Here is a 26,583-nt window from a genome sequence, read left to right on the forward strand (position 1 = left end):
GGTAGCACTTTTTTCGCCTTTGGTACGATTAACCCGTCAACGAATCAACATCCTCAGTTACGGAGATTGTTACCATGAAAAAAGTACTACTAAGCACCACTATCGCCGCCCTGTTTGCTACGACCATGGGCGCCGCCATAAACGCCGAAGCCTGTTCTCGTCTGGTGACAGAGACCCAATACGGCACTATGTTAATGCGCACCGCAGACTGGGTGAGCACAGCCCCTTTCGACGGTCACATGTCTGTCTTCCCTGTCGGTACCGAGCGCACCATGCGTGGTCAGGTTGCCGAGTACCAGCAGGCCATGACTAAGTGGCAGACTAAGTACCACACCCTCTCTATCGAAGAGCATGGCGCCTTCGGCGGCCTGTCGGGTCAGACTTCTAACGAGAAGGGACTCAGCGTGATGGCGCTATCTCAGCATGACAGCGAGCCCTATCTGGCCCAGCACAAAGATAATGGCGCACCAGCAGTCAACACCGCCGACGTAGTGAGCTTCATCACCGAGCGTTATGCCACCACTGCCGAGGTGAAAGCGGCCCTGGATAACGGTGAGTTCCAAATCGCCTGGGCCTCTGCGCCAAATGGTATGGAGCACGCTGCGCCGCTGCACTACTCTGTGGTCGATGCCGACGGTAACATCATGCTGATCCAACTGGTGAAGGGCGGTGAGCAGAAGATTTACTTGGGTGATGCCGAATCGGATCTGCGCGTGAAGACTAACGACCCGCTGCAGGAGAAGCACAGAGAGTATATGCAGCAGTTCGACCTTAAGGATCCTAGCGTTGCCACTAAGATGCCTTGGAGCATAGGCGGCCTGGAGCGTAACTCACGCCTGCTGGCCATGTCGACACACATGGACTTAGAAGGGCTGAGCTACACAGAGACAGTTGCTCGTCAGAAGGGCACCTTCGATGCGGCGGCGCTGGTGCCATTCGGTGTGCAGGATCCTAAGACGGGCGAAGACTATCCAAGCTTCTTCAGCATGCAGTACAACCTGGATAACGGTGATATCTGGTTCCGCAGCCTGATGAGTGGCAAGGAGATCAAGTTTAACCTGGAAGACACCAAGCAGTTCAAGACGCCAATGCATGCCGATATCATGGCTCAGGTAGATAAAGGCGCTCAGACCATCACCTGGTCTAAGATGTAAGCTAGGCGAATGCCTTAACAAAATGGGTTTAAAAAAGCGCGGCTTAGGCCGCGCTTTTTTTTATCTGCTTTTATGACTGCTTCGCTGCTGGCATCGCAGTCTCTGGCGCTTCGGAGGGCGCATTACTAGGCGCCTCATCTGAGCCCTTCTCATCCGTCGATTCATCAGTTGCGCCCGTCTCATGGTGCAGCAGGCTGAGCAGCAGGCCACCAATTACGATGGCGATACTGATAGAGATTAGGCGCACCAGCTGGGCATAGAGGGCATCGGATCCTATGTGAGTGATGATCTGATACACAAGCACCACAAAGTTGGTAAACAGCAGCTGATAGATGGCCAGGGGAGTGGCTCGCCTGATGGCAAAGCCCGCTAGTTGCAAGCCGCAGAAGATGGCCATTCCCAACACTACCCAGGTCGGCAGACCGAAGGCGAAGGTCAACATCACGGGGAAGGTGAAGAGGATACCTATGGCCGTGGTGATCAGACGATTCTGCTTGAAGCTCTTATGCTCCTTGGGATCCGCCAGCTTGATCATGCTGCCTATTGTGATAGCAATCAGCATGCTCTGGGAGCTGCCTATGCCGATCAGCGCCGCCAACACTATGGTCATGGCGGTGGTCTTAAATAAGATGGTGCCCATATGGGTGCTGCTGCCATCGGCCTGGGTCTCATCGGGCAGTATGTCTTGCTCGTCGCCGGGAAACAGCAGGAAACTCAGATAGGTGAGGATCAGTGCCAGCACCGCCGATTTCATCAACAACCAGGGCAGCACCTCGATGGGCGCCTGCATTTGCTTACTCATGATGGTCATGATGATCACCACGATCAGCATCAGGGTCGCGAGCAGATCTTTGCCGTCGTTGTGGCTGCGATAGAAACTCCAAAACAGCAGCGACCAGCAAAACAGCAGGTAGCCGCTGGGAGAGTCCAGCAAGAGTCCGCCGATAAACACCAGTCCCAGGCTGACAAACAGGACGATCAGCAGCAGCTTGAGCATCAGGCTCAGGGGCGGACGCGAAGGCATCAGGGTGAGAAAAATCACCATGAACATGGGCGCCAATATGGCTAGCGGCGCCGCCTGGGACCAGAGGTAAAACAGCAGCGCCAGTGGGCCGAATACCAGGCGTATGATAGGGTTGGCTGGGCTATGAAACATAGGTCCAGATACTCACTATCTGCATCCAGATGCCGGCCAGGAACTCGCCTATGCTGCTCTGCTCTGTGTAGAAGGCCACTGTGGCCTGAGAGCCGTAGCGAATATTGCCTGGCGGTTTAGTGCCGGTGAAGACTATGTTGACCGGGTAGCGCTGGGCCTTGATGCCATTGCTGTCTGCGGTAAGAAACCCTGTATTCTGGTCGATATTGTTACTGCCGCCCGTGCCCCAGCCTATGCTGTCGACCTTGCCTTCCAACACTCTTCCCGGCAGGGCGTCGAGGACTATCTCCACCTTGTTGCCCACCTTGATATGTTCCAGCGAGTTTTCTCTGACCAGGGCCGAGATCCACACGCCCCTTGGGTCGATAAAGGTCAACATGGGCGAGCCGACATTGGCGCGCTGTCCCAGGGTGAGCTGAAGGTTGGTGACCACCCCCTTAGAAGGTGCCTTGACCTGAGTCTTTTGCAGATCCAGCTGAGCCTTCTCCAGGTTTGCCATGGCCGCGAGGATCTGCGGATTGTCCTGACCCGCCGGGCCCAGGGCCTGTCTGGCTTGCACTAGCGAGGCCTCGGCCGCCTCCAGATTCGCCTGGGTCCTGTCTCTGGCCTCGATGGCGTTATCCAGCTCTGCCTGGCTGAGTACCCCTTGTCCGGCCAGCTCGCTGACGCGCGCGGCTTGCTCCTTAGCGTTGTTGCGCGCCGCGATGGCATCGACCACCTTGGCCTGGGCCACCTCTACCGCCGCCGTGCTGGCACCGATATTCTGCCCCGCCAGGGACAGATTGGCCTGAGCCGATTGCAGGGCAAGACGATAGTTGCGCGGATCGATCTGAAACAGGGGCTCGCCGGCCTCGACGATCTGGTTATCTCTGACGTTCACCTCTGTGATGTTACCGGCGACCTCGGAGGCCACCCTTACCAGATAGGCATGCACCCTGGCATCGCTCGTCATGGGCGTTACCCTGTCGGCCCACAGGCTATAAAGCCAGACGACCAAGATTAAGCCTATGATGTAAAAACTCATTTTCCGTGATGATTGTTCCGCAGCAGACATGCCTTCGCCTCGATGAATAGAGATTGTTTTATGGTAAACCTCGATCCTGTTACCAGCAAGTAACAAGACTCGTTTTAGTGGTGTTTATATGACCTAGGTATCTAAAAAGGTGGGGAAAGTGGGCTAGTCTGATTTAGCGTAGGTCTTGGCAAGCTTATTGTGAAGGGCTAAGAGCAGAGCTAGGCATAGCTCTGCTTTGCAGAGCATAGCGAGTATGTTAGCTTGGGAGCGTATCGCCATGGCGAGCGGATAAACGTCTTCGTCGGTGCGTGCAGGGAATGGGTCAATTCATGGAAGGCATCTGGGATCTCTCCTGGCAAATACACTCCTTCAGCAGTCTAGATTTACCGACATTGCCTAATATTTTTCGCTAAAAAAATTAAAGGATTAATTAGATATGCCTAGATTGAGCAAGGTGAATTTGCTGTTTCTAATCGGCCTTGGCGGCTGCCAGGTCTCCCTTAACGGTATCCCTCCTATGCCCGAGGTGATCGAGCTAGCCGATGGTACCTATAAGGTGTTTGTTGCCCACCCCAGTAAGACACAGGTGGTGAAAACCTCTAAAGGATTCATGAATAAGATATGTAGTGATAAGGGACTGAGTTACGACATCATCTCTGAAAATATCGAGATGACGGGTGAAGCCATCGACCAAACCAAGAAATCTTCCTCTGTATCTGTCTTGGGCGTGAGCCGCACCGAATCAGAATATGAAACTAAACATATGCAGGAAGGGGAGGTGCATTTCAAGTGTGTCTCTGAGGATGAAGCGGCCTCAAGCCTGGTGCATCGCACGACGCCTTGAGCTGCTGTCTTACAATTAGCGCTTTTAGTAAACGGATAATGCCAGAAATAATAATAGGAAAATCATAATGTCAGGGAATATCTTTAAATTTAAAGACGCAAGACTTTTAACTCAATGGGTGCGTTATCTGCTTTATGCCCAAGTCTTTGTTGCATTGCTCGCGATTAGCTCCAATTACATGGAATATCAGTTGCTGATGGATTATCAGTCTGGGGCTTATTCTTCAGAGGAGCAGGCGATTGCCGATGGTGACGAAAATGATCGACGTCAGCTGGGGGTGGCAGGTCTTTATTTTGTTGTCTTTATCGTTTCGGGGATCATGATCCTCAAGTGGATATACAGGGCGAACTTCAACGCGCGTCAGCTGGGGGCTACTGATATGAATTTTACTCCTGGCTGGTCCATCGGTTACTTCTTCATTCCCATCTTCTGCATCTGGAAACCCTATCAGGCGATGAATGAGATCTGGCAGGCGAGCCATGATCCCGAGAACTGGAGTTTGAGCGGCTTCAACTCCAGCATCAGCCTGTGGTGGCTACTATGGATCGTCAGTAATGCCCTGGGTCAGGTGGTATATCGATTAACCGATAGGGCAGAGGAGTTACAAGATTTCATTAATCTCAACATGCTAGCTCAAGTATCAGAGGTTTCCGCTATCTTATTGGCCTTCGCTACCCTAAGTGTGATTAACACTATTTACCGGGCCCAGACCAAGGCGCAGGCGCGGGTGGAACAGCAGACCTATCAGGGGGCGCAGCAGCTGGTAGTAGGCTAACGCCACAAGGTTAAAGCCAATGCGATTAATAACAACGAGAAACGAAAAAGGCGCCGTAGGGCGCCTTGTTTATGTCATTTTGCCAAGCTTATTTGTGCTCGACGGCCAGGTAGTTGATCAGATCGATCAGCTCACCTAGGGTACGGATCTGGCTTAGGTTGACCGCATATTTATCGTTAACGATAAAGGTGGGCACACTTTGAATGCGGAACTCACGTTGCTGGGCGCGCCACAGGTCGAGCTTGTCGCTGACCGTCTTACCATCGGCGATCTCGTCATACTTGCTGATATCGATCCCCTGATCGGCGAACACCTTCTTGATGTCGTCGCGGGTATTGATAGCAGGTTTCTCATGGGCACTATGGTCGTGATCATGGCTGTGTCCGTGGCCACCTTGTTCGCCCTGAATGGCGCTAAACATGGCGTGGACCATCTTGTCTTTGACGCCCAGCTCCTGGATCACCCCAAGTGAGCGCATCACCTCTGTGCCTATGTCTGAGTTCATGAAGTCTACATGCTTGCTGTCGAAGCTCACTCGTTTGTCCAGGTTGGCCTTGATGTCTCCCAGGAACTGAGTCTCCATGTTGTAACAGTTATGGCAGTAGAAGGAGTAAAACTCAGTCAGCTTGGGGCTGGCACTAGGGGCTTTGTCAGACACAGTCATGAAGTGTTGCCCCTCGACAAACTGGGCGGCAAAACTAGTGAGCGGGGCCACGGCTAGGGTCAGGGCGAGTGCGATATGTTTAATCATGATGATCCTTAAATTGATAGCGTCGTTGTGCAATCAATGGCTAACGTCAATCGACAATAGGGTTAGCCTAAATGCCAAAGCTTAATTATGACTGAAGGCGAGGTGAGAAACAGGGGCCAGAATGTGACCTGAGCTGAAGTTCTGAGTATTGTTCGTCGGCAAAAAGGGCGGATCTGTGACGGGGCTAGCGTGATTCTCTCAGTGTCTGCCAGGCCTCGCAGACCCGCTTAAACTGAGTGGCGTCGCCGCCGTCGCGGTCGGGGTGCCATTGCAGGGCCAGTTTTCGCCACTGCTTGCGTATCTCTCTGTCGCTGGCGTCTTGGGGCAGCTCGAACACCTCCAGCGCCTGACGTTTGGGCAGGGCGTTGTGGCGGGTGCCGATATAGTCTTCATAGCGCTGCCAGAAGGACTCTAGCATCTCCTGAATGATGTCCGGGCAGGTGTCGTAGTGCTGCCAGTCCTGATAGTAGCTTCTCAGGGCATCGTCCTGACTCAGCTGGCTATCTAAATTGCTGGGAGGGATGCGAAAAATCTGTATCTCCATCGCCCTGACCTGCAGGTAGCTGCCGGGCAGTAGCATGGCCTGTAACTCGAACAGGGCGTTCATCAGCAGGAAGTTCTGCTTAAACAGGGCCTTCTGTGGGTCTGTGTCCAGCTCGCGCATCAGGCCTTTCTCTTGTAGGGCGGCGGCCAGGTGATGCACCTTCCAGCTACGATTGCTGCGCTGCAGCAGGGTGAGGAGCGGCCAGATGAGCGGGTTATCGCCTTTGATGGCGAAGCATTGGCTGGACGATGAGGCGTCTTGCAGCCTGGCGGCTGTCGGGGTCGATTTGGCAAGAAGCATACAGAGAGTCTCATCCGTGACTGGCGATAATTTCTACTATGACAATGGTGAAAATAGAACGCAAGTCTTATTGGCTTAGCCTGGGCTTGTCGGGCCAGAAACCAATGAAAAGGCGATGCATGGCATATGCATCGCCCTATGACAGATCATGAGTTGAGACGATTAGAGCTCGGTGAAGAGCGTCTCGATAGGCAGGCGCGACTTAGGCAGCTTGGCGTTAAAGTCATCCTCGCTGTGATAGCCCAGGGCCACCACCACAGAGGCGGCGTAGCCTTTGGCTGGCAGGTCCAGTACCTGATTGAGCTTGGTGGCGTTGAAGCCTTCGATAGGGGTGGCATCGATATCCAGCAGGCTGGCCCCGAGCAGCAGGGTACCCAGCGCCAAGTAGACCTGCTTCTCCATCCAGTGTTGGCTGTCTTTCAGCTCGATTCTATGCATGTTGGCGAAGAAGGAACGTCCGTTGTGCTGGCCCTGTTTGGCGGCTTCGTCGGCGAAACGGCCATCCGCATCTTCCTGCTCGAGTACCTTTAATAGGTGGGCCTCATCCATGTTGGTCTTAGTGCAGAGCACCAGCACGTGGGAGGCGTTGAGGATCTTATCGGTGTTGAAGGCGAAGTCGCTGGTGGCCTCGGCGATCTGCGCCTTGCCTTCCTCGGTCGAGGCGAGCACGAAGTGCCAAGGTTGTGAGTTGGTCGACGAGGGGCTCATGCGAAGCAGCTGCTTGATCTCCTCGACCTTGTCGTCGGCGATCTTGCGGCTAGGGTCGAATGCCTTAGTGGTGTAGCGCTTATTGGTGTAGAAACTGAGTTGTTGCATGACAAGCATCCTGTGATTGAGTCGATTCTTTATGTCGAGAGTGAGGCTGATTCTACGTGACTCTTTCACCGATAAAAACAGAGGAAAGTCACATATACTTTCAAAAAAATATTGATAATAGGCAATCGCCAGTCTGGAGATGCCATTTATGATCGCGAGGCATAACCCTTAGCGATTGCTCAACGGATAGCTGTCGCATAAGTTAAGCTAATTACCTGACAAAAAAGATGATTTATGCTTAACTTTCAAAGCTGTTATCTTGAGTCGAGCGCTCCGCCCGGCTCGCCTACGCCGGAGAAGAAAACATGGCTTTTCGAATCGATTCATCCATCATCGCCTGGCCCCTTATGGGGGCATTGCTGAGTGCACCCGCCATGGCCCTGGACTGGCGCCTGGGCATAGGCGGACACGACTACTATGTGGATGAGGCCGACTCCCACACCTTAGGTGCTGGGGTGAGTATTGCCCTGACTCATCTTACCGAGAGTGAGATCAAGCTTACCGGCGAGCTGAATATCTTCGTGGATCATGATGTGGACGAGCTCGACCCAGACCATATTCCCGTCTGGTTTAGCTCCTACTACAGCGCAGGGGGCGACCTTGTCTCGCTATCCCAGCACTCTCGTCTCTTTTGGGACATAAGCCTGGGGGGCAAGCGTAATACCGTTAGCTCGGTGGAAAAGCAGGTCAGGCTGTTTCCGGCCCTGGGTTATGGCTACCAGAGAGAGGCTTTTCAGGCCGACGTTAAGCTGGGAGGCGGTTACTACTTCCTTGAGATCGACGACGATGTGCCGCGCATGCGTGGCTATGACAGGGAAGATTTTCAGAATAAGACCGGCGCCTATACGCTGGCCGCGGCAACCCAGTTTGCCCTGGGCAAAGATTTCGATCTGAGCCTGGCGGCGCAGCAGTGGCACGATGGCAGTGACTGGCTGGAGAACCAGCTGGAGGCGCGCCTCAGCTATGACGCCGACCATTGGTCATCTAAGAGTCAGCTCGTCTTCAGCGTGAAATATAACGAGTATAATCTGGACCCCTATGCTAGGGTGCCCGTGGACTCGCCGGACTATCTGCCAATCCTGCCCTGGAACAAAGATCTCTTCGTCAGAGTCTATTTCGACATGCCCTGGGGTTAAGCCTGACTGCGCGTGAGACAGGAGAGATGCGTAAAAGTGCTAGCGGCAGGGCGTTTCTACTCATGATGGCTTTGCTGCGAGTAAGGGCTTTGCCGTTAGCAGAGGTTTGGCCGTTAATATAGGTTTGGCAGTTAGTAGAGGCTTAGAGGAGGGGACGTGACCCAAACGTCAGCAGCGGCGAGCCAGATACGGATCGCCAGTTTCAATCTGTACAACTTCATCGCGCCGCCTGACGCCTACTACGATTTTAACAACATCTACACTCAGGCCCAGTGGCATCAGAAATGTGACTGGATAAGGCGCTACCTGGCGAGCCATGACCCCTGCGTCATCGGCTTTCAGGAGGTGTTTTCGATAGAGGCATTGCAGGCACTGCTGGCCGAGGCCGGTTATCCCTATTTTGTTACTGTCGACAGGCCTGAGATCAGCGACGACTTCATCTATCGCCACCCAGTGTTGGCCCTGGCCAGCAAGTACCCCATCCTTAGTTATGAGGCATGCGACATAGATCAGACGGTCGCCAGCCTCATGGGTATTGCCCCCGGCTTTCAATACAGCCGCCAGCCCTTGAGGGCGACCATAGCGCTGCCGCATCTTGGCCCCTGCGACTGTTATCTGGTGCACTTTAAGTCCAAGCGGGCTCAGTTTGAGCCCGGGTTAGTGGTGACGTCAGCCCCCGGGAGCGAGCCTGTCGCAACGGGGGCTCAGAGCGATAGCCTGACCATTGAGAAGCGTGGGGCCCTGTTTGCCATTGAGGCGGCCGCCAAGTGGGCTTCTTCGCTGATACGCGGCAGTGAGGCGAGCCTGCTGCGAGTCGCCATCGCCAGGCGCCGTATTGATACCCGCTACCCAGTTATCCTGATGGGCGATTTTAACGATAGCCTGGCCGGCGGCGTGTTGTCGGCCCTGGTGAGCGAGGATAGCCGCCTGCTTGGGGGCTTGGGTGAGGAGGCGTTTCAGGGCTATCGCCTGCAGGATGCCTACCTGCTGCATGAGCGCTCTGAGTACTGTCCTACCTCGGTGGCGCGGGCCCCGACTCACTATCACCTTAATCGCGGCGAGGTGATCGACTATATCCTGCTCTCCAACGAATTCGATCCCCATAATCATCAGTGTCTGGCAGAGGTGAGTCAGTATCACACCTATGATAGCCACCTGATCAATCCGCAATATGATCGCGACAGCCACAGCACAGATCACGCTCCCGTGATGGTCAGCCTCAAGATCAGGGAATAGGGCGGGGTCCAAAGAGGCAAAATGTGGGCTATATTCTTGTTTTACTTGTGGGATTAATTAACACTATCGGCTATATTTTGCTCAGACTAGGTGGTGAGGCCTAAAGCATAGATTCTAGTTTAGGGGTTAACGCTTTGGGCCTTAGTCGGGTTATCGGTACGCACTTACACACGCTGGGAAGGGAAAGTTATGGACAATGAAGCCAAGGCGCAGCAGCGCAAAGAGTTTATCGGTAATATGACGGAGTCGGCGATTCGCATCGGCCTGCTCGCCATCTTAGTGATCTGGACCTACGACATAGTACGGCCCTTTATCGTGCCAGCCCTGTGGGGTGCCATCATCGCCGTCGCTCTGATGCCTCTGACCCACAGGCTGGAGCGCATGTTAAAGGGACGTCGTGGCCTGGCCGCGACCCTTATCGCTCTGGTGGGGATCGCCCTATTGGTGACCCCTTTCGTGGTAGTCTCGGGCTCCATCTTCGAGGGGGTCTCCAACACCCTTAAGGTGCTGCAGAGCGGCGAGATCCACCTTCCAGAGCCGACCCAGCGGGTGGCGGAAATTCCCATCATAGGCGAACGCCTGTTTGAGGTGTGGTATAACATCGCCAGCAACCTGGAGAAGGCGATATTGCACTTCCTGCCTGAGATCAAGGCGGGCTTCTCCGCGCTGGCCGGGGTGATCGGCAGTAGCCTGGCCACCCTGGTGATGTTTATCATCTCGCTGCTGATCGCCGCCGGCTTCATGGCGAACTCAGAGCAGTGCTCCGCTGCCATGAGTAAAGTGGCGGTGCGGGCGGTAGGCCCCAATGCCCACGCCTGGACCAGTCTGACCGCGGCCACCATACGCAGCGTGCTCCTCGGGGTGGTCGGTGTGGCCTTCATCCAGGCCATGTTGATCGGCTCGGCCCTGTTTGTCTTCGGCCTACCCGCCGCCGGATTGCTCACCCTGGTGGCCCTGTTCCTGGGAATAGCCCAGCTGCCGGCGCTGATCATAGTGTTGCCCCTGATTGGCTATGCCTACTCCTCCATGGATGGCACCTCGGCAACCATCTTCAGCGTGTGGATCTTCCTCGGCGGCATCTCTGACAATATCCTCAAGCCTATCTTGATGGGCCGGGGCGTGGATGTGCCCATGCCAGTGATACTGATAGGTGCCATAGGCGGCATGCTGTTTGCTGGGATCATCGGCCTCTTCCTGGGCGCCGTGGTGCTGGCTATCTGGTATGAACTCTTCATCGCCTGGTTAAATGGTGGAGAGCCCGAGGCGGTGTTGGCCCAAGCAGAAGCGTCTGAGTCACCGGGCGACGCCGAGACGGCGGAGTAGGTCTATGCTGGATGCCGTCTGCCGGGTCGAGGGCCAGGCCGAGAAAACCTATTCGGTATTTACCTTTCAGCGCCTCAGCGAACAAGAGATTGAGGCGCTGCGCCAGCAGCTCTATTGCCCCGTGTGTGACGGCAAGGCTTATTTTCGCAAGGCCTCGCGTGACGGCAAGGCTGCCTGTTTCGGCTCGCGCTATCATCTGGTGGACTGCAGCGAGTTTAATCCCTCGGCCAGTCGCAAGCAGGAGGAGCAAGATGCTCTGGAGGTGAATCAGCAGCTGCTGGAGAGTGACGCCCTGAAGATAGACTTCAGCATGCCGTCCAGGCGTAAGAGTCAACCAGCGCAGCAGGCTCAGTCCAAACAAGCTCAGGCTGAAGGCGTACAGAGCCCCAAGGGGAGTTATCTCGCTGTGGCTAAATCAACAGCCGAGACTGAAACCGAAAATCAAGCCGAGCCAAAAGCTGAATCTGAGCACCAGTCAAAGGGCGAGGCAGAACCTAAGATAGCCACCCAGGGGCTACAGAAACTTCTACACAGCCTGTTGCGGGGCAGCGATCTGGCCAGCTCAGATCTCTGGGTCTATACCGACGACAAGTATCGCTGGCGGGCCAAGAACCTGTTCGTCAACTTTGCCGATGCCGAGCCCAACGAGCGTCACGCCCCGCGCATGTATTGGGGCACCATCTCCCACGCCGACAAGGCGCTGCTGTGGCTCAATCCCGCCGACTGTAAGGATGTGGGCATCCCCATCGAGGAGGTGAAGGACGGGCTGTGTAAGAAATACGATATCCAGCAGCGGGAGGATCTCGAAGGCGCTGGTATCATCCTCTTCGGCAAATGCTTCTGGAACAAGGACAAGACCCGCAAGATCATCCAGTTGTGGAACAAGGACCTTAGCCGGCTGCATCTGGTGAAGGCCGAGGATTAGGAGGCGTTTTGCATTGCAAAGCGCATTTTCTTGACGCCGCCTGAGCTTTCCCCTCTGCTAAGCATCGCCAAATCTTAATAACAACCCCTACCGATTGAACCACTTGAGTGGCTTTCTCAAGGATTGGTACGCCTTATGCTCAGCTAGGTTATCGAATCAGATACCTCAAGCATGAGGATAAGGAGTCGGCGATGAGGTTATGCAATCAAGCTCCCCTGCTGGGATTTGTGGTCAATCAGGCCCTGTATGCCAGCAGCGAGGCTTACCGGCAACGTATCGACTATATCTGCAAGTTAATGCGCCTGGCGGGCGCGGACAGGGGCCAGGCAGATTGCGGCCGTGCAGACAGAGGCCACACCCGACGCGAGCGTCAGGCCAGCCTGATAAAGGACTAGAGCTGTGAGGATACCCTGGCCCTTCGCCGGGCCAGCAGGGTATCGCCCCACTGAAACAGGCCGAGTCCCGCCAGCACCAGGCCGGCACCTATCATCAGGGTCTGGGAGATCTGCTCATGATTCACCATTGCGCCCAGGGCCATGGCAAATACCGGGGTGATCAGTGTGACCAGGGCGACCGTGCTGGCATTAAGGTGCTGCAGGATATAGAAGTAGCCGATGAAGCCTATCAAGGAGCCGAAGATCCCCAGGTAGAAGATGGCGGCGATGGAGCGCATCGACCAGGTCTCCACCGGCAGGCTGGCATCAAATATCAACCAGGCCAGGGCAAACAGGGGGGTCGAAAACAGCAGAGCGCCGACCGTGCTGGCGATGGGATGAATTGCCAGCTCCACCGTCTTGATCAGCACGCCGCTGAGACTGAAGAGAAACACGGCGCAGAGGATCAGCACCAGGCCTATCCAAGTATCGCTGCCCAGGGCAAGCTTGGCCGAACAGACCACGCCCAGGCCGCAAAATGCCAGAATGAGCGCCATGATCCGCATGGGGCTGAATTTAGGTTCGTTTAGCAGCCGCTGTGCCAACAGGCCTGATACCAGCGGGGAGAGGCCGAATAGCAGCGACATGGTGCCCGAGGCCAGATAACGGGCGGCAAAATAGCTCAGTAACATGCCGCCCACTATGCCTATGGCCGAATAGGCGTAGAGCTTGAAGGCGGTGCGATGCCAGGGCAGGCGTATGCTGCTAAAGAGGATGATCAGGCTGCCAATGATTAGGGCAATCACCATGCGCGAGAGTACCGCCATGGTGGGATGCACTGTCTCGCTGCTCCAGACGATCCCCAGCGGAGTCGTCGACCAGATGAGCACCACGGCCAGAAACGAAACTGGAACCAGGCGCGGCAGTTGAGCTGCGTCGGCTTGAGTAGGGGAAGACATGCTAGCGGGGCCCTAGTACAAAAATAAGCAAAGAGTGATAGAGGCGATTTTGACCCAGTTCGCACCGGAAAGCTATGGCCAAATGTGCTGTTGAGAAAAATTACTGATGGGGGATAAAAGGGGATGGAATGAGGTGTCAGTAGACGGCTTAGCACGCAATGGCGGGGCTTATTAAGTCAAAAGGGGCATTGCCCTTCAGCATATGCCCCTTTTGTTGTTGGCGTTTGTATGACCCTTTGCCTTTCTTGGGTTTCTCGACGCGCATCTTAAACAGTTCGCTGGTAACTATCGCCTTTAAGGCGTTGTCTTTGATGACGCCACGGCCGCTCTCGTGGGGAGCGTGCGCGTTGCGGCGCGATTGTTTGCTCATGGTTTTTCCTCTTACTATCAGTATTAAATCTGTCTCTGTTTGTCGTGCCTGACTCTGTCAGGCGGCGCAAGATTACTTCTTGGTTGCTTAAAAAGCAAACAGTATTTTATCACAAATTAGCAAATAATGTTTTACTCTTTAATTCAGTAACTTATGTCTAACTGTATTGGGTGGAATAGGGTTGACCCCTGCCTCGAAGGAGAGGGCAAGGGTCAACCCCAAAGCTTGCTAGATATCTGCCAGTTCGTGGCGATAGGGGATGGCACGCTGGGCACCGGCGCGGGTTACCGAGATGGCGGCGGCGCGGTGGGCAAAGGCGACCGCCTCCTCAACAGACTTGCCCTCGCCAAGGGCCACCATGAGGGCACCGTTGAAGGTATCGCCGGCGGCGACCGTGTCTACGGCTTTCACCTGAACGCCAGGGATCAGGGCGCAATAGTCCTTGGTGCTGAGCATGGCGCCTAGCTTGCCCAGGGTGATGATCACCGTCTGCGGCCCGAATTGATGCAGCATCTGCGCCGCCATTCTGGCGCTCTGCTCATCGGTCACCTCTATGCCAGTGATGGCTTCAGCCTCTGTCTCGTTGGGGGTGATCACATCCACCAGGCGAAACAGATCTTTGCCGATCACCATGGCTGGTGCCGGGTTGAGTACGGTGGTCACGCCATGTTTCTTGGCGTGCTTTAAGGCATCCAGCACAGTCACCGCCGGGGTCTCTAGCTGCACCAATAGATAATCGGCCTTTTCGATCAGCTCAAGATGGCCCTTGAGCGCCTCGGGGGTCAGGGTCGCGTTGGCGCCGGCTGAGACGCCTATGATGTTCTCGCCTGTATCGGCGACGAAGATCATCGCAGTGCCCGTGGGCTGGGCGTCCGTGTAGGTGATGCCGTCGGGCGCGATGCCATCTTGCTGCCAGGCCTGGGCCATTGCCTGACCTATGGCGTCCCGGCCTAGATGACAGATGAAGTCGACCCGGGTCTCGTCCTGGCTAAGGCGTGCGGCGGCCACCGCCTGATTGGCCCCCTTGCCGCCGTGTTCCAGTCTATAGCCGCTACTCATCAGCGTCTGTCCGGGGCTGGGCAGGTATTCCAGGTTCATCACATGATCGGCATTGGCACTGCCGAGGATTAACAGTCTGGTCATAGTGTCCTCTCGCCTGATGGGAGGGCGAACCCTCCCTGGGCTATTAATTATAGGCGCTGAGGCACTCGACAATCAGGTCGACGAAGCCTTGGCGATCTAAGTCAAACAGCACAGTGGCGTTAGGCGCCTTGCCTGTGAGCTGATAGCGATCCACCACTGTCATCCCTTGGGTATATTCACCCTTGGTCTCGACGCCTACCCAGCACTCCTGGGCGGTGAACAGCTCAGGCTTTAGCAGCCAGGCGATGGTGCAGGGATCGTGCAGCGGCGCGCCGGTGAAGCCCCACTTAGGATCTCTGTGGTAGATCATGAAGAAGTCCAGCAGCTCGGCGACACACTGGGCCACAGGGTTGGGGATGGCGCGGATCCGTTCGATATCCTCATCCATGATCTGCGCCTCGTGGGTCACGTCCAGGCCGCACATGGTGATAGGGATGCCGGACTTGAACACCATATCGGCCGCCTCTGGGTCGACGAAGATGTTGAACTCGGCGGCCGGAGTCCAGTTGCCAACCCCTGCGGCGCCGCCCATCAGTACGATACGCTCCACCTTGCTGTGCAGCTCGGGATAGTTAGCGATAAACAGGGCGATATTGGTGAGCGGCCCGGAGGGGACTAAGGTCACGGGTACTGCGCTCTGACGCACCTTCTCGGCCATCAGCTCGATGGCGTTTTGCGTTAGGGGATCAAAGCTGGGATCTGGTAGCTTAGGGCCGTCGAGACCGCTCTCGCCGTGGACGTTGTCGGCGATAATCAGCTCCCTGGCCAAGGGCTTCACCGCGCCGCCGGCTACCGGCATGTCGGCGCGATTGAGCAGGGTCAGGATGCGCAGGGCGTTGTTGAGGGTCTTGTCCGGCGTCTGGTTACCCGCGCTGGTGGTGACCGCCAACGGATTGAGGCGCTCGCTGCTCAGCGCCAGGATCAGGGAGATCGCATCGTCATGGCCCGGGTCGCAGTCGAGAATAATCGGGGTCGCCGAGGCGAGCGGGCGGATGGCTTTTGGAGAAGCGTTTGCTGCGTGAGAATGTGGGGCAGCGTTTGAGTGAGTCATGGTCATGCTCCTTTGATTGACACCTGTGGCAGAGTAACACGCTTTAGTTGCGTGTCATCTTTGAGATGAAAATTTGTGATTAAGCAGACAAAGCATGCCTCTGGCCACAAGGATAAAGTGAAACGGGCTCAGTGGTTTATCGAAATGCTGGTATATCGGGTTAGTGGCTTATCGACCTTTTTGGGTTGCTATCCCGCCTTCGAAGATTAATTGAGCATGGCCTTATTAATTAAGCGCTTTCGCTGCATAAGCTTAATTTTAAAGGTGTGCGAAATTAGCGCATTCTATTTTACTTATATTGTTAATTATCAATGGTTTGGTTTGTTTGTGTTTGAAGCCGAAAAATTATTTATCGCCGGATAACTATTTCTGATTGACTCAGTCTCCAATGCAGATTATTTTGCGCCCGATGTTTTAGCTGGGGTACAAAAATAAAGGCATGGTTCGCTAAGGGCGAACGTCGTTATGTCCATAATAAAGCAGCAATTAAGCGTATAAACTTTGGGGTTTTACGCCGAGTAAAATGAGTTTGCCGTATCGGCTCAATTTTAGAAGGACCTTAAGCCATGTCTGACGCGACAGCCTTAAGTCTTATCCCACCTGTGGTGGTCTTGGTGTTAGCGGTTTGGCTACGCCGTCCAATCCTTTCGTTAATCATAGGTGCCTTAGTGGGTCTGGTCTTGTATCAACCCGATCAGGTGCTGAATAACTTCTCCGATATCTCGCTCTCTGTCATGGCCGATGAAACCATAGGTTGGTTGATTCTGGTGTGTGGCGGTTTTGGCGCCCTGATCGCCCTCCTGGTTAAGACGGGGGGCTCCATGGCCTTCGGTCGCCATGCGCTCAAGTATGCCAAGGGGCCTAAGTCATCTCTGCTGATGACCTTCATCCTGGGTGTGGTGATCTTTATCGACGACTACCTCAACGCCCTGACTGTGGGGTCGACCATGAAGTCGGTGACCGACAAGTTTAAGGTGTCGCGGGAGATGCTGGCCTATGTGGTGGACTCTACCGCCGCGCCCATCTGTGTGCTGGTGCCGCTATCGACCTGGGCCGTCTTCTTCGGCGGCCTGCTGGTGGACAACGGCGTGGCGGGCGAGGGCCAAGGGATCAGCGTCTATATGTCGGCCATTCCTTACATGCTCTACGCTTGGTTGGCGGTGGCCATGGTGCTGCTGGTGATCCTGGGCATAGTGCCTGCTTTCGGTCCGATGAAGAAGGCGCAGCTGGCGGCTTTGGCGGGTAAACCGGCCAAGGCGGTCGACGCCATCGACGAGGTGCAGACCTCGGATGATTACAGCGTCAAGGCGATCGAAGAGGAGTTTAAGCATGCCGATAACCTGGGCAAGCTGCATAACTTCATGGTGCCAATAATCTTGCTGGTGGGCTTTACCGTCTACTTCGATATCGACGTGCTCAAGGGGCTGATCGCCACGTTGGCGGTGACCCTGCCTTACTATGGCGTGCAGCGTCTGATGCCTCTGTCAGAGATGATGGAGCAGATGCTCGACGGCTTTAAGTCTATGCTGCCGGCCATAGGCACGGTTATCGCCGCCTTCGTGTTTAAGGATGTCTGTGACAAGCTGATGCTGCCGCAATATGTGATTGGCAATCTGAGCCCCTTCATGACCTCACAGTGGCTGCCGGCCGTGGTCTTCCTGACCATGTCGATTCTGGCCTTCGCCACTGGCTCTAGCTGGGGGATCTTCGCGGTATCGATTCCTATCGTGATGCCACTGGCCCAGGCGGTCAATGCCGATATTCCGCTGGTGATCGGCGCCTTGCTGTCGGCCTCATCCTTCGGTAGTCAGGCCTGTTTCTATTCAGACTCTACCGTGTTGGCGGCCCAGGGCTCAGACTGTAATCTGGTGAGCCATGCGGTGACCCAGCTGCCCTATGCTCTGCTGGCGGCGGGACTGACCTTTATCGGTTTCCTGATCTTGGCTTAAGTCAGTAAGAGAGATGCAAGAGAAAGGGGCGTTGACTAGTCTAGTCAACGCCCCTTTTGATTAACCCATAGGGTGACTACAGGTAATCTAACCTTTACGACACCTTAGAATAGTGAGCTGTTGAGCCAGAGATGCACCAGGATACTGGCGACGTAGCCCAGGGCGATCACGGGTGTCCACTTGAGGTGGCTGGCGAAGGTGTAGATGCCGCGAGCCTGTCCCATCAGGGCCACACCGGCGGCGCTGCCGATAGAGAGCAGGCTACCGCCCACACCTGCGGTCAGGGTCACCAACAGCCACTGGCCCAATTCCATGTCTGGGTTCATGGTTAATACGGCAAACATCACAGGGATGTTATCCACGATAGCGGAGAGTACACCCACGGCGATGTTGGCATAGGTGACGTCCCAATGGGTATACATGGCCTCGGAGACTAGGCTCAGGTAGCCCATGAAGCCCAGGCCGCCGACACAGAGCACCACGCCATAGAAGAAGAGCAGGGTATCCCACTCGGCGCGGGCGATGCGGCTGAATACATCGAAAGGCACTACGTTACCTAGCTGCTCCAGGCGCTTGATGTTGTTGTCGCGCTCCGCCTGCTCCTTGGCCTTGAGTACCGCCTTGGGGAAGCTCTTACGCAGGTAGAAACCGAAGAATTGTAGGAAGCCGAGACCCGTCATCATGCCCAGCACGGGTGGCAGACCCAGCAGGCTGTGGGTGCAGACGGCGGTGGCTATGGTAAGCAGGAACAGGCCGACTATGCGTCTGGCGCCGCGCTTCATCAGTACCTTCTCCTCTTCCGCCTCCTGCACCTGATTGACGATGAAGGCGCTCATAATCGCCGCCGGCACCAGGAAGTTAACCAAGGATGGGATGAAGAGGTCGATGAACTGCTCGAAATGCACCACGCCTTTTTGCCAGACCATCAGGGTGGTAATATCGCCGAAGGGGCTGAAGGCGCCACCGGCGTTGGCCGCTACCACTATGTTGATACAGGCCAGGGCGATAAACTTCTTGTTGTCGCCGCCTACCTTCATCACCACGGCGCACATCAATAGGGCCGTCGTCAGGTTATCGGCGATGGGGGAGATGAAGAAGGCCATGAAGCCGGTGAGCCAGAAGACGGTGCGCTGACTAAAGCCCTTACCCACCATCCAGGCCCGCAGGGCGTCAAAAAGGTTACGCTCCTCCATGGCGTTGATATAGGTCATAGCAACCAGCAGGAAGAGCAGCAGCTCGGCATACTCTAACAGGTTGTGCTTAAAGGCGGTCTCTGAGAGTTCCGACATGCCATGCTGCACATAGATGTAACCTATGATGCCCCAGATCAAACCGGCGGCGACCAGCACAGGCTTGGACTTGCGCAGATGCAGCAACTCTTCACCCATCACCAGCAGATAGGCCAGGACGAAGATCATCACAGCGACATAGCCGGCGCCGGTGGCGGTGAGATCTAACAGCTGCCCATGGGCCTCGCCACTGCTGGCAAAGACAGCCGGGCTAAACAGTGCGGCCAAACATACAACTAAGCTTGCTAAGGTACTGGCAAGGTTGCCAAAGGGGGGCTTAAGGTTTCTCATTAAGTATTCTCTGTGTTAGGAATAGCTTAAAAATTACCACAGCTTTCCTGCTGTAAATTTTGATGCGCCTCAAGTTTATGTGTATTAGTTACGGCTAAGTCACATAAAATTGACAAAATTATGTATGAAAAATAAACATTTACCTACAAAGTGGTAATAAACTTATCGTCAGATTTGTGACGATTCCGCGTTTTGCGCTGTTAGAAACTTAGCACAGGATCACGCTTTTGGCGCCTGCGGATGCTGCCTGAATTTACGTAAAAAAAGAGGACCCTAGGTCCTCTTTAGTCTGTCTCGTATAAGGCCTTAGGCCTTGATGCTGCCAAATCGTCCCGCCTGATAGTCGGCGATCGCCTGTTGGATCTCCTGCTCAGTGTTCATCACGAAGGGGCCCATGTGCACTATCTTCTCGCGAATGGGCTGACCGGCAAACACCAGGGTACCGGCGCCTTGCTCGCCAGCCTTAAGCGTGAGGAGCTGCTGGCTATCGACAATCAGGTATTGCCCGGCGCTATAGGTTTTCTCCGGCTCTACTTGGCTGACTATCTCTCCCTGATAGAGGTAGAGGCCGACATATTCGCGTTCATGCAGATCCAGCTGGGCCGAGCCATTTGGCGCCAGCATAAGATCGGCAATCTTGCCTGCGCCTGCCAAGGTTTGAATCGGCGCCTCGATGGGATCGGCCCCCGTTAGCTGCCAGCTTCCAGCCAGGGCGCGCAGCTTGGCGCCGCTGTCGTTTTCGGTCTCGGGCAGCGGCTCATCTGTGCTGTCACGATAGATGGCGGGACGCATCTTCTCCTTGGCGGGCATGTTGAGCCAAATCTGGAAGCCGTGCAGGCCATCTTGGGCGTCGGCCAGTGGCATCTCAGAGTGCACCACACCGCTGCCAGTGCTCATCCACTGTACGTCACCGGCCTTGATCGCCTTGACGTTCCCCAGTTGATCCCTGTGCTCGAAGCCGCCCTTGCGGATATAGGTGAAGGTCTCTATGCCGCGGTGAGGGTGGGGCGGGAAGCCGCCAATATAGTCGTTGGCGTCGTCTGACTTGATCTCGTCCAGCATCAGGAAGGGATCGAAGCGGGTATTCAGAAAATCGGCCACACGGCGGATGTTGACGCCGTCGCCATCCATAGCCGGGCGGGCGGTAAATTGGCTGATCACTTTCATCGTTAGTACCTCATGATTAGGAACCGCCTAGTGCTGCTTAAGTGCTGCTTAAGTGTAGCTGGCGGGAATGGGAACAGCCTATCACTGGATTAATCGAACGAATATCGCTAAATACCGCATATTAGATTCTAAAAAATAGGATGATTAGCCGGGTTGTTGCTAAGCAATTGGCAGAGACCGGGTGAGGGTTTTATCAAAAAGAGATTAGTAATCCTTGTTTTTGTTATCAAAATTCAATCTCTCTGTACAAATTTGTCATCGGCCTGTGCTAGTATCCGCGCTTGCCTCGCTTCCCCCATTATTGTCTTGGGGCGGCGAGCCTGTTATTTGTTACCGGAGCCTGGATATGGATGTTAATGACAAAGCCGCCTTGGATGAGGGCAAGCGCTTTCCCCGTTTAGACAATAGGGAGCTGGTAAAGACCAGCTTCTGGATCAGCCAGATCTTCATGATCATCGCCACGGTCGCCGGCGTCTATCTGGCCGCTCAGGAGGGGTTGTCTCAGGCGATCACCTTCGATAATCTGACCAACAAACAGAATAACTATTACCTGCGTCATGCCCTGTATGACGAGGTGCAGGACAATGTCGGCATCATCAACGAGTACGCCGACTTCATCGCAGGTAAGGCGCCTTTTGACATTAAGAATCACAGGCCTGCACTGGCCACCTTCGTGTGGGAGAATATGCGCTACTCGCCCTATACCCTGGAGACGCCGCCTCAGCTGCTGTCGCAGACGCGGCGCTTCTACCTGCAGGTGAACGATATCATCGGTAAGATTGAGGGGCGTGTCTATGGCGCCAAGTATGGCGGCGACCTGCTCAAGGCCCAGACCAAAGCGATGAGCGACGACACCTTGCCTGCATTGAAGGCGAACTACACTGCGCTGGCCGATGAGCTGAGACGCAACGACATCACAGTAGATTAGGAAAGGAACTCCCCATGACCAATATCTGTCCGGGTTGCCACGATGGGCGATTGAGAGTGTTTAAATTTCACGGCGAAGAGGTGGATTGCTGCCGCCAGTGCGGCGGCCTCTGGTTCGAGAATGGCGAGCTCAACGCCGCCCTGTCTAAGGCCGATAACGGCGACGACAACGTCCGTATCGAAGAGACCCTAGGCGATCAACTGGGGATCTCCAGTCGCTGCTGCCATCGTTGCGACCTTGCCATGCAGCGCTACCATCTAATGGCTGGCTATGAGATTGAGGTGGATCTGTGTCACGGCTGCTGCGGCATCTGGATCGATGAGCATGAGCGCACCAAGGTGGTACAGTCGCCCAAGGTGCGCCAACTGCTGGAGGAGTTGAATGGCAGCATTAGCGTCAAGACCTGGCTGTTCCAGTTCCTCTCTAAGATGCCGGTGGAGTTTAACCTCAAGCCTAAGTCGACGCCCCTGGTGACCTATCTGCTGCTGGCGCTTAATATCCTGATTTTCTTCGCTTACGGCTTTAACCTGAGCACCACAGATATGGTGTTTGAAAACTTCGCCATGCGCTCCAACGATCTGCTTGCAGGACACCATCCCTGGAGCCTGGTGAGTCATATGTTTCTTCATGGTGACATCATGCACTTGGCGGGCAACATGTATTTCCTCTATGTGGTGGGGGATAACCTAGAGGACGTACTGGGCCGCGCCAAGTTTTTCGCGCTCTACCTCCTGTGTGGCCTGGCGGCTGCTGCGGCGCAAATCGCCGCCGATCCTGGCTCCGGCATCTATATGGTAGGCGCCAGCGGCGCCATCGCCGGCCTGTTCGGCATGTACCTCATGTGGTTCCGCCATGCCAGCCTGACCTTCATGTTTGTGGTGTTTCAGAAGAAGCTCAGTCCTATGGCCTTCTTCGCCATCTGGCTAGGCTTCAACATCTTCGGTCTGGTGATGGCCGGCCAGGGTGTGGCCTACTGGGCCCATATCGGTGGCTTCGTGATGGGGCTTATCCTGGGGGTGACTCTAAAGACTCGGGTGATGAATAATAACCCTATGCTGGCGCTGCTCAACGAGCCAGAGGTGAAGATCGCCCGCTAGCTATCTCATGGTGATTTAAGGCCCCGTCTTTGGATGGGGCTTTTTTATGGACGCCCTTTTTGTGGCTGAAACTTAAGCGAAAAAGCCGGGTCTAAGCTGTAGGCTTAACGAGTCGTGGCAGGCTGGTATTCCCGCCAGACTTGGATACAATGTAATCAATTTAACAGCGAGAGCGAGAAATAAATGTCCAGAGCGAAAATCTTGATCATAGATGACGATCCCGTCTGCACCGGGATATTACTCGCCATGCTGGGGGACGACTATGACGTGACCTCGGTGAACTCGGGGAGCGGTGGCATAGAGGTACTCAAATCCCTGACGCCGGATCTCATCCTGCTGGATATCACCATGCCACATGTCAACGGCTATCAGGTGATCCAGCATCTTAAGGGCAGCGAAGAGACCGCCAAGATCCCCTTGGTGGTAATAAGCTCGCTGGCGGAGCAGTCGGACAAAGACTTTGCCCTCAAGCTGGGGGTGGATGACTATATCACCAAACCTGTGATGCCTGATGCGATTCAGGAGATGATAGAGGCCTATCTCTAACCCATATTCATACCTTGGTCTCGATGAGATATGTTTACCTGCGCCTTTTATCTATCGACCAGCTTCTCACTAGACAGGCCTGACTGGGCTGAGCTATCTTATGGCGGCAACAAGGATGTCACCGCCTGGTCGACCGACCATCACCGACTCGTCACATCACCGATTTTTCACATCAATAAGGGATTAATGATGAAAGCAACACTCTTACTACCACTGTTTTTTATCCTCACCAGCGCCCAAGGCACCGAGGTTCCGCCCTATGACCTAGGCAGCATGGAGGTGGACATCGATAAATTTATCGAAATGAATGTCTCGCGGATGAAAGCCGACGGTGACTTTTCCGCCATGGAGCAGGTATCTGGGATCGGCAGTGGCAAGCTGGAGCGTGGTTATCGCAGCGCCATGAAGTTCTGCTTCGATAAGTATGAGCAGATGACAGAAGAGAACGCCGAGGCCTTGTCCAACTGTTTCATCGACCAGACCGCCGCAGAGGTTGGCGTGACGAATGAGCAGTTTTACGCCTGGCTGGATGAGCTCGACCGCCAAGACGCCGCCAATCCCGATCCTTTGGACGCCATCTTCGATGAGATGGATAGGGTAAGCGAAGCCATCTATGCTCTGCAGGATAAGCCAGAGCGCAGCGCGGCGGATGAGGCGCAGCTCGAGGCGTTAGAGCGTCAGCTTATCGAACTCACCGAGAAGCGCGACCGGATACAGGCCGAGGAGACAGAGGCGGTAGCCGCAGAGATGGAAGCCATCTTCAAGCGCAAGTAATCCAAGGTTAATCGCACGGCTAACTGTGTGAGCAGCCTAATTAAAAAAGGCTCGGTACTGAATTTGCCTTCAGTCCGAGCCTTTGTTGTTCTTCTGCTGTTAGTCTAACTTAGCGCTAGCCTAGCCCCTGGCGATGGTGATATCGGCAATATGGCCGTGGGCGGTGGCCTTCAGGGCGCCCTGTAGCATCTCGGCGGCTTCGTCTGCGCTCATGAAGCTGGAGGTATCGAGAGACATACCACTACTTGGCCAGAAGCCTGTGTCCATGCCGCCGGGATAGACGGCGATGATCTTCATCGGCTTGCCCTTGAGTTCCAGACGCACCGACTCGATAAAGCCGCGTACCGCCCATTTCGCCGCGCAGTAGGTTGACTCACCCGCCTTGGGCTGCTGGGCTGCGGTCGACATCACCACCACCAGATGCAGCGGCGTGTCCTGATAGCGTTTCACTAGCTCGCGCACCAGCAAGATACTTGAGGTGACGTTGTTGTGCATCAGCTTGTGGATCTCATCGGCCTGCTGCTCGGCGATGGGGCCGAAGTAGCCGCTGCCGGCGCAGTGAACCACAGTGTCGAGTGCGGCGCCGCCGCTCATGGTCGCCAGGGTATCGAGTAATGTCGCGACGCCCTTCTCATCACAAAGATCCGCCGCTAGCGGGTGTAGATTCCTTGATGCTTGTGCGACGCCGGCCAGTCTGGCCTGGTTGCGACCCGAGATCATCACCTGCTCGCCCAGATCCGCATAACGCTTGGCCAGGGCGGCGCCCAAGCCGCTGCTGGCACCGGTAATTAATATCATGATTCATTCACTTAGAAGCTATGTTAGGTCGACCTATTATGCCGCAACTGGCTCTCGATGCCAGTGGGCGGAATATCTAAGCGATGTGAGCGTGAACCTGAGCAGAAAAAAGGGGAAGCCGCAGCTTCCCCGATAAGAGAGGGTTAGTGGATGCTCTGATAGCTGAATCTCAGGTGTTTTGCGTCTTTGATCAGCTTGATGAAATCTTCGCGGCTGAGCCTGACCAGGCTGGTGTGATCGCCGGCCTCTAGGTAGAGCTCCTTGGCCTCGATCAGTAGGTCGTCATAGATGGTCTCGATATTGTAGGCCGCGCCGAGGGAGGGGATGGCGCCATGCTCGCAATCGTCAAACATCTGATAGACGGTTTGCTCCTTCACCAGATGCAGATCGCGGTTGAGCTTGTCGCCCAGCGCCTTGAGGTTGATCTTATGATTGGTGGGGAGCACTGCCATGACCCTGCGCCCCTGATGATCCTCCAGAATCACCCCCTTGGCGACTTGGGCGGGGGCCAGCTGGGCGGCAATAGCCGAACTGATAGAGTTGTGGCTGTGGCGGTGCAGCACTATCTCATAGTTCACTTCATGTTCCGCCAGGTAGTGATTTAAGCGGTTTGAAATACTCATATACTTGCCTCGTTAACGTTGTGAAACGTTAACGCTAAGTATAGTTCAACCAGGCCCCAATGCTGGCTGAGTGCACTTTTCACCGCTGACTTAAGGCCGTTTTTCTGCTGACTGAGCAGCGCTTTTCATCAATTAAGTCACCCGCCGAGCCTGGCTTGCCGATCAGCTAAACCAGGTCTTGAATTTGTTCAGCAGCGAAGGGCGATAGAAGGGCTCAAGCTTCTTCAGGCAGAAGTCGCTTATCTCATCATGTTTGTCACTTCTTAATAGGTAGGGGCGTATTTCCCAGCCATGAAGCTCAATCTCCCTATGTAGGTTGCGGCAATCGCTGCGAATGCAGCTGAAATCATCGCTAATCCTGTCTCCCTGCAGGGTGAGCGCCAGGGTGAAGGCGCTGTCTGTGCCGCCGCGGCGGATATCCAGCTCGCATGTTTCGATGAAATAGCCTGCCTTGACGTTGGGGTAGTTAGCCAATATTTGACGCACCGCGCCGAACATGGGCAGATCGCTTGCGAGTACCTTGCCGAGCAGCAGGAGGTGATTGCCCTGGGGGAGTAGCGCCATGTCGGGCAGCAACATATAGCGGATCTCATCGCTGCTGACGACTTTTGATAAATTGCTATTGGGGTTGAGTGCCATATCCATCTGGTTGCTCAGCAGCAGCTGAAATGCCTGAGGCGCATCTATCTCTATCTGGCCGTGAAATTCTGTGCCCTCCGCTTCCATAACCGCCTTGGCCTGATCGACCGCCTCCTGGGAGGTAAACAGCGGGACGAAGTAGTGCACCTGCTCATCGCTGACGGGAATGTGCCATTGCATGATGGAGAGCTCAGTGGTGCCATCGGCCTGAGGCGTTTCTTGGCCATCGCTCAGCAGGTAGAGCTTGGCCTTAATCAGGTGTTCATAGAGGGCTTTGGCTTGGGTGTGATCGGCAAGTGCCGCCTGCAGGGCGGTTTCGAGGGCGTTGCTCGGGGTGAGTGTAACTTCCATTTTCTTTAATCCTTGTTGCCAGCTGGTAGAGACCAGACATCCTGGTGAGTAGGCATAGTAGATCAAGGTGTTAGTTGGGTCTAGGGGGAGTGGGGGCAAACCTCGTTTGAGATTCTATTCCTCACTCGAGGGGGAGTTGGTTTGGCGGCTGAAGAAAGTCGTGGGTTTTCATCCCATACCTTGGAATGTGCGGCCTGACGGCCGAGGTAAGTCGTGGAACTCCGTTCCACACCTGGGCAAGAGGGGGATCTCCAGCAAT

Annotated in this window: 27 protein-coding genes; 13 read left to right on the top strand and 14 right to left on the bottom strand. The window is 55.1% G+C overall.

Going from position 1 to position 26,583, the window contains the following annotated elements:
- The first annotated feature begins 74 nt into the window (after nucleotides 1–74).
- Nucleotides 75–1,154: a linear amide C-N hydrolase gene (locus tag K0H81_RS03540; RefSeq protein WP_144199568.1), complete on the top strand. Its 1,080-nt coding sequence runs from the start codon at nucleotides 75–77 to the stop codon at nucleotides 1,152–1,154.
- Between the two features lie 70 nt (nucleotides 1,155–1,224).
- On the opposite strand, the gene K0H81_RS03545 is transcribed toward K0H81_RS03540, so the two are convergent.
- On the bottom strand, nucleotides 1,225–2,310 hold the full coding sequence (locus K0H81_RS03545) for a DUF2955 domain-containing protein (RefSeq protein ID WP_220059911.1): 1,086 nt from the start codon (nucleotides 2,308–2,310) through the stop codon (nucleotides 1,225–1,227).
- Nucleotides 2,300–3,334, bottom strand: coding sequence for an HlyD family secretion protein (locus K0H81_RS03550; RefSeq protein WP_258406376.1), 1,035 nt, complete (start codon nucleotides 3,332–3,334; stop codon nucleotides 2,300–2,302). The genes K0H81_RS03545 and K0H81_RS03550 overlap by 11 nt, the downstream gene beginning before the upstream one ends.
- 427 nt (nucleotides 3,335–3,761) lie before the next feature.
- Here K0H81_RS03550 and K0H81_RS03555 point away from each other — a divergent pair, with 427 nt between their 5' ends.
- Nucleotides 3,762–4,169, top strand: coding sequence for a hypothetical protein (locus K0H81_RS03555; protein WP_220059913.1), 408 nt, complete (start codon nucleotides 3,762–3,764; stop codon nucleotides 4,167–4,169).
- 67 nt (nucleotides 4,170–4,236) lie between these two features.
- Complete coding sequence (locus tag K0H81_RS03560) at nucleotides 4,237–4,944, top strand: DUF4328 domain-containing protein (protein ID WP_220059914.1); 708 nt, start codon at nucleotides 4,237–4,239, stop codon at nucleotides 4,942–4,944.
- A gap of 88 nt (nucleotides 4,945–5,032) precedes the next feature.
- On the opposite strand, the gene K0H81_RS03565 is transcribed toward K0H81_RS03560, so the two are convergent.
- From K0H81_RS03565 to nfsB, 3 genes are all read right to left on the bottom strand, one after another.
- A complete protein-coding gene (locus tag K0H81_RS03565) occupies nucleotides 5,033–5,695 on the bottom strand; it encodes a thiol:disulfide interchange protein DsbA/DsbL (RefSeq protein WP_220059915.1) in 663 nt (220 codons plus the stop codon).
- A 184-nt stretch (nucleotides 5,696–5,879) separates the two neighbouring features.
- Nucleotides 5,880–6,539 (bottom strand): DNA-J related domain-containing protein, encoded by a 660-nt coding sequence (locus K0H81_RS03570; protein ID WP_220059916.1) that lies wholly within the window; start codon nucleotides 6,537–6,539, stop codon nucleotides 5,880–5,882.
- 162 nt (nucleotides 6,540–6,701) lie between these two features.
- A complete protein-coding gene (nfsB, locus tag K0H81_RS03575; protein WP_144199556.1) occupies nucleotides 6,702–7,355 on the bottom strand; it encodes an oxygen-insensitive NAD(P)H nitroreductase in 654 nt (217 codons plus the stop codon).
- Between the two features lie 305 nt (nucleotides 7,356–7,660).
- Between nfsB and K0H81_RS03580 the strand changes: the two genes are divergently transcribed.
- The 5 genes from K0H81_RS03580 (at nucleotide 7,661) to K0H81_RS03600 (ending at nucleotide 12,370) form a co-directional block, all read left to right on the top strand.
- Nucleotides 7,661–8,491 (top strand): hypothetical protein, encoded by an 831-nt coding sequence (locus tag K0H81_RS03580; protein WP_220059917.1) that lies wholly within the window; start codon nucleotides 7,661–7,663, stop codon nucleotides 8,489–8,491.
- Between the two features lie 156 nt (nucleotides 8,492–8,647).
- Complete coding sequence (locus tag K0H81_RS03585) at nucleotides 8,648–9,727, top strand: endonuclease/exonuclease/phosphatase family protein (protein ID WP_220059918.1); 1,080 nt, start codon at nucleotides 8,648–8,650, stop codon at nucleotides 9,725–9,727.
- A 189-nt stretch (nucleotides 9,728–9,916) separates the two neighbouring features.
- Nucleotides 9,917–11,050, top strand: a complete 1,134-nt coding sequence (locus tag K0H81_RS03590; RefSeq protein ID WP_220059919.1) for an AI-2E family transporter — start codon at nucleotides 9,917–9,919, stop codon at nucleotides 11,048–11,050.
- Between the two features lie 4 nt (nucleotides 11,051–11,054).
- Nucleotides 11,055–11,975, top strand: a complete 921-nt coding sequence (locus K0H81_RS03595; RefSeq protein WP_220059920.1) for a hypothetical protein — start codon at nucleotides 11,055–11,057, stop codon at nucleotides 11,973–11,975.
- Between the two features lie 191 nt (nucleotides 11,976–12,166).
- Complete coding sequence (locus K0H81_RS03600; protein WP_220059921.1) at nucleotides 12,167–12,370, top strand: hypothetical protein; 204 nt, start codon at nucleotides 12,167–12,169, stop codon at nucleotides 12,368–12,370.
- Here K0H81_RS03600 and K0H81_RS03605 read toward each other — a convergent pair.
- From K0H81_RS03605 to rihA, 4 genes are all read right to left on the bottom strand, one after another.
- The gene (locus tag K0H81_RS03605; RefSeq protein WP_220059922.1) at nucleotides 12,367–13,308 is read right to left on the bottom strand and encodes a DMT family transporter; all 942 of its coding nucleotides are present in this window, start codon (nucleotides 13,306–13,308) and stop codon (nucleotides 12,367–12,369) included. The two genes, K0H81_RS03600 and K0H81_RS03605, sit on opposite strands and share 4 nt — an antisense overlap.
- 148 nt (nucleotides 13,309–13,456) lie before the next feature.
- Nucleotides 13,457–13,678, bottom strand: coding sequence for a ribosome alternative rescue factor ArfA (locus tag K0H81_RS03610; protein WP_144199544.1), 222 nt, complete (start codon nucleotides 13,676–13,678; stop codon nucleotides 13,457–13,459).
- A gap of 228 nt (nucleotides 13,679–13,906) precedes the next feature.
- Nucleotides 13,907–14,821 carry a ribokinase gene (gene rbsK / locus K0H81_RS03615; protein ID WP_220059923.1) on the bottom strand — a complete coding sequence of 305 codons (915 nt, stop codon included), beginning with the start codon at nucleotides 14,819–14,821 and terminating at the stop codon, nucleotides 13,907–13,909.
- 43 nt (nucleotides 14,822–14,864) lie between these two features.
- Nucleotides 14,865–15,872, bottom strand: coding sequence for a pyrimidine-specific ribonucleoside hydrolase RihA (gene rihA, locus K0H81_RS03620; RefSeq protein ID WP_258406377.1), 1,008 nt, complete (start codon nucleotides 15,870–15,872; stop codon nucleotides 14,865–14,867).
- A gap of 566 nt (nucleotides 15,873–16,438) precedes the next feature.
- Between rihA and K0H81_RS03625 the strand changes: the two genes are divergently transcribed.
- Complete coding sequence (locus tag K0H81_RS03625) at nucleotides 16,439–17,821, top strand: Na+/H+ antiporter NhaC family protein (RefSeq protein ID WP_144199540.1); 1,383 nt, start codon at nucleotides 16,439–16,441, stop codon at nucleotides 17,819–17,821.
- A 104-nt stretch (nucleotides 17,822–17,925) separates the two neighbouring features.
- On the opposite strand, the gene nhaD is transcribed toward K0H81_RS03625, so the two are convergent.
- The gene (nhaD, locus tag K0H81_RS03630) at nucleotides 17,926–19,401 is read right to left on the bottom strand and encodes a sodium:proton antiporter NhaD (protein ID WP_144199538.1); all 1,476 of its coding nucleotides are present in this window, start codon (nucleotides 19,399–19,401) and stop codon (nucleotides 17,926–17,928) included.
- Between the two features lie 306 nt (nucleotides 19,402–19,707).
- Nucleotides 19,708–20,568, bottom strand: coding sequence for a pirin family protein (locus tag K0H81_RS03635; protein WP_220059924.1), 861 nt, complete (start codon nucleotides 20,566–20,568; stop codon nucleotides 19,708–19,710).
- A gap of 346 nt (nucleotides 20,569–20,914) precedes the next feature.
- Here K0H81_RS03635 and K0H81_RS03640 point away from each other — a divergent pair, with 346 nt between their 5' ends.
- From K0H81_RS03640 to K0H81_RS03655, 4 genes are all read left to right on the top strand, one after another.
- The gene (locus K0H81_RS03640; protein ID WP_011864507.1) at nucleotides 20,915–21,496 is read left to right on the top strand and encodes a hypothetical protein; all 582 of its coding nucleotides are present in this window, start codon (nucleotides 20,915–20,917) and stop codon (nucleotides 21,494–21,496) included.
- Nucleotides 21,497–21,510: 14 nt separating this feature from the next.
- Nucleotides 21,511–22,593, top strand: a complete 1,083-nt coding sequence (locus K0H81_RS03645) for a rhomboid family intramembrane serine protease (protein ID WP_220059925.1) — start codon at nucleotides 21,511–21,513, stop codon at nucleotides 22,591–22,593.
- Between the two features lie 183 nt (nucleotides 22,594–22,776).
- Nucleotides 22,777–23,139 carry a response regulator gene (locus K0H81_RS03650; RefSeq protein WP_144199530.1) on the top strand — a complete coding sequence of 121 codons (363 nt, stop codon included), beginning with the start codon at nucleotides 22,777–22,779 and terminating at the stop codon, nucleotides 23,137–23,139.
- Between the two features lie 189 nt (nucleotides 23,140–23,328).
- Nucleotides 23,329–23,913, top strand: coding sequence for a hypothetical protein (locus K0H81_RS03655; RefSeq protein ID WP_220059926.1), 585 nt, complete (start codon nucleotides 23,329–23,331; stop codon nucleotides 23,911–23,913).
- 120 nt (nucleotides 23,914–24,033) lie between these two features.
- On the opposite strand, the gene K0H81_RS03660 is transcribed toward K0H81_RS03655, so the two are convergent.
- The 3 genes from K0H81_RS03660 to K0H81_RS03670 form a co-directional block, all read right to left on the bottom strand.
- Nucleotides 24,034–24,711, bottom strand: coding sequence for an SDR family NAD(P)-dependent oxidoreductase (locus K0H81_RS03660; protein WP_220059927.1), 678 nt, complete (start codon nucleotides 24,709–24,711; stop codon nucleotides 24,034–24,036).
- A gap of 143 nt (nucleotides 24,712–24,854) precedes the next feature.
- Nucleotides 24,855–25,334, bottom strand: a complete 480-nt coding sequence (locus K0H81_RS03665; protein WP_011864513.1) for a YbaK/EbsC family protein — start codon at nucleotides 25,332–25,334, stop codon at nucleotides 24,855–24,857.
- Between the two features lie 162 nt (nucleotides 25,335–25,496).
- The gene (locus tag K0H81_RS03670; protein ID WP_220059928.1) at nucleotides 25,497–26,324 is read right to left on the bottom strand and encodes an SseB family protein; all 828 of its coding nucleotides are present in this window, start codon (nucleotides 26,322–26,324) and stop codon (nucleotides 25,497–25,499) included.
- Nucleotides 26,325–26,583 lie beyond the last annotated feature (259 nt).

Origin of the sequence: Shewanella halotolerans, assembly GCF_019457535.1 — a bacterium.
In the GTDB taxonomy this organism is placed as follows: domain Bacteria; phylum Pseudomonadota; class Gammaproteobacteria; order Enterobacterales; family Shewanellaceae; genus Shewanella; species Shewanella halotolerans.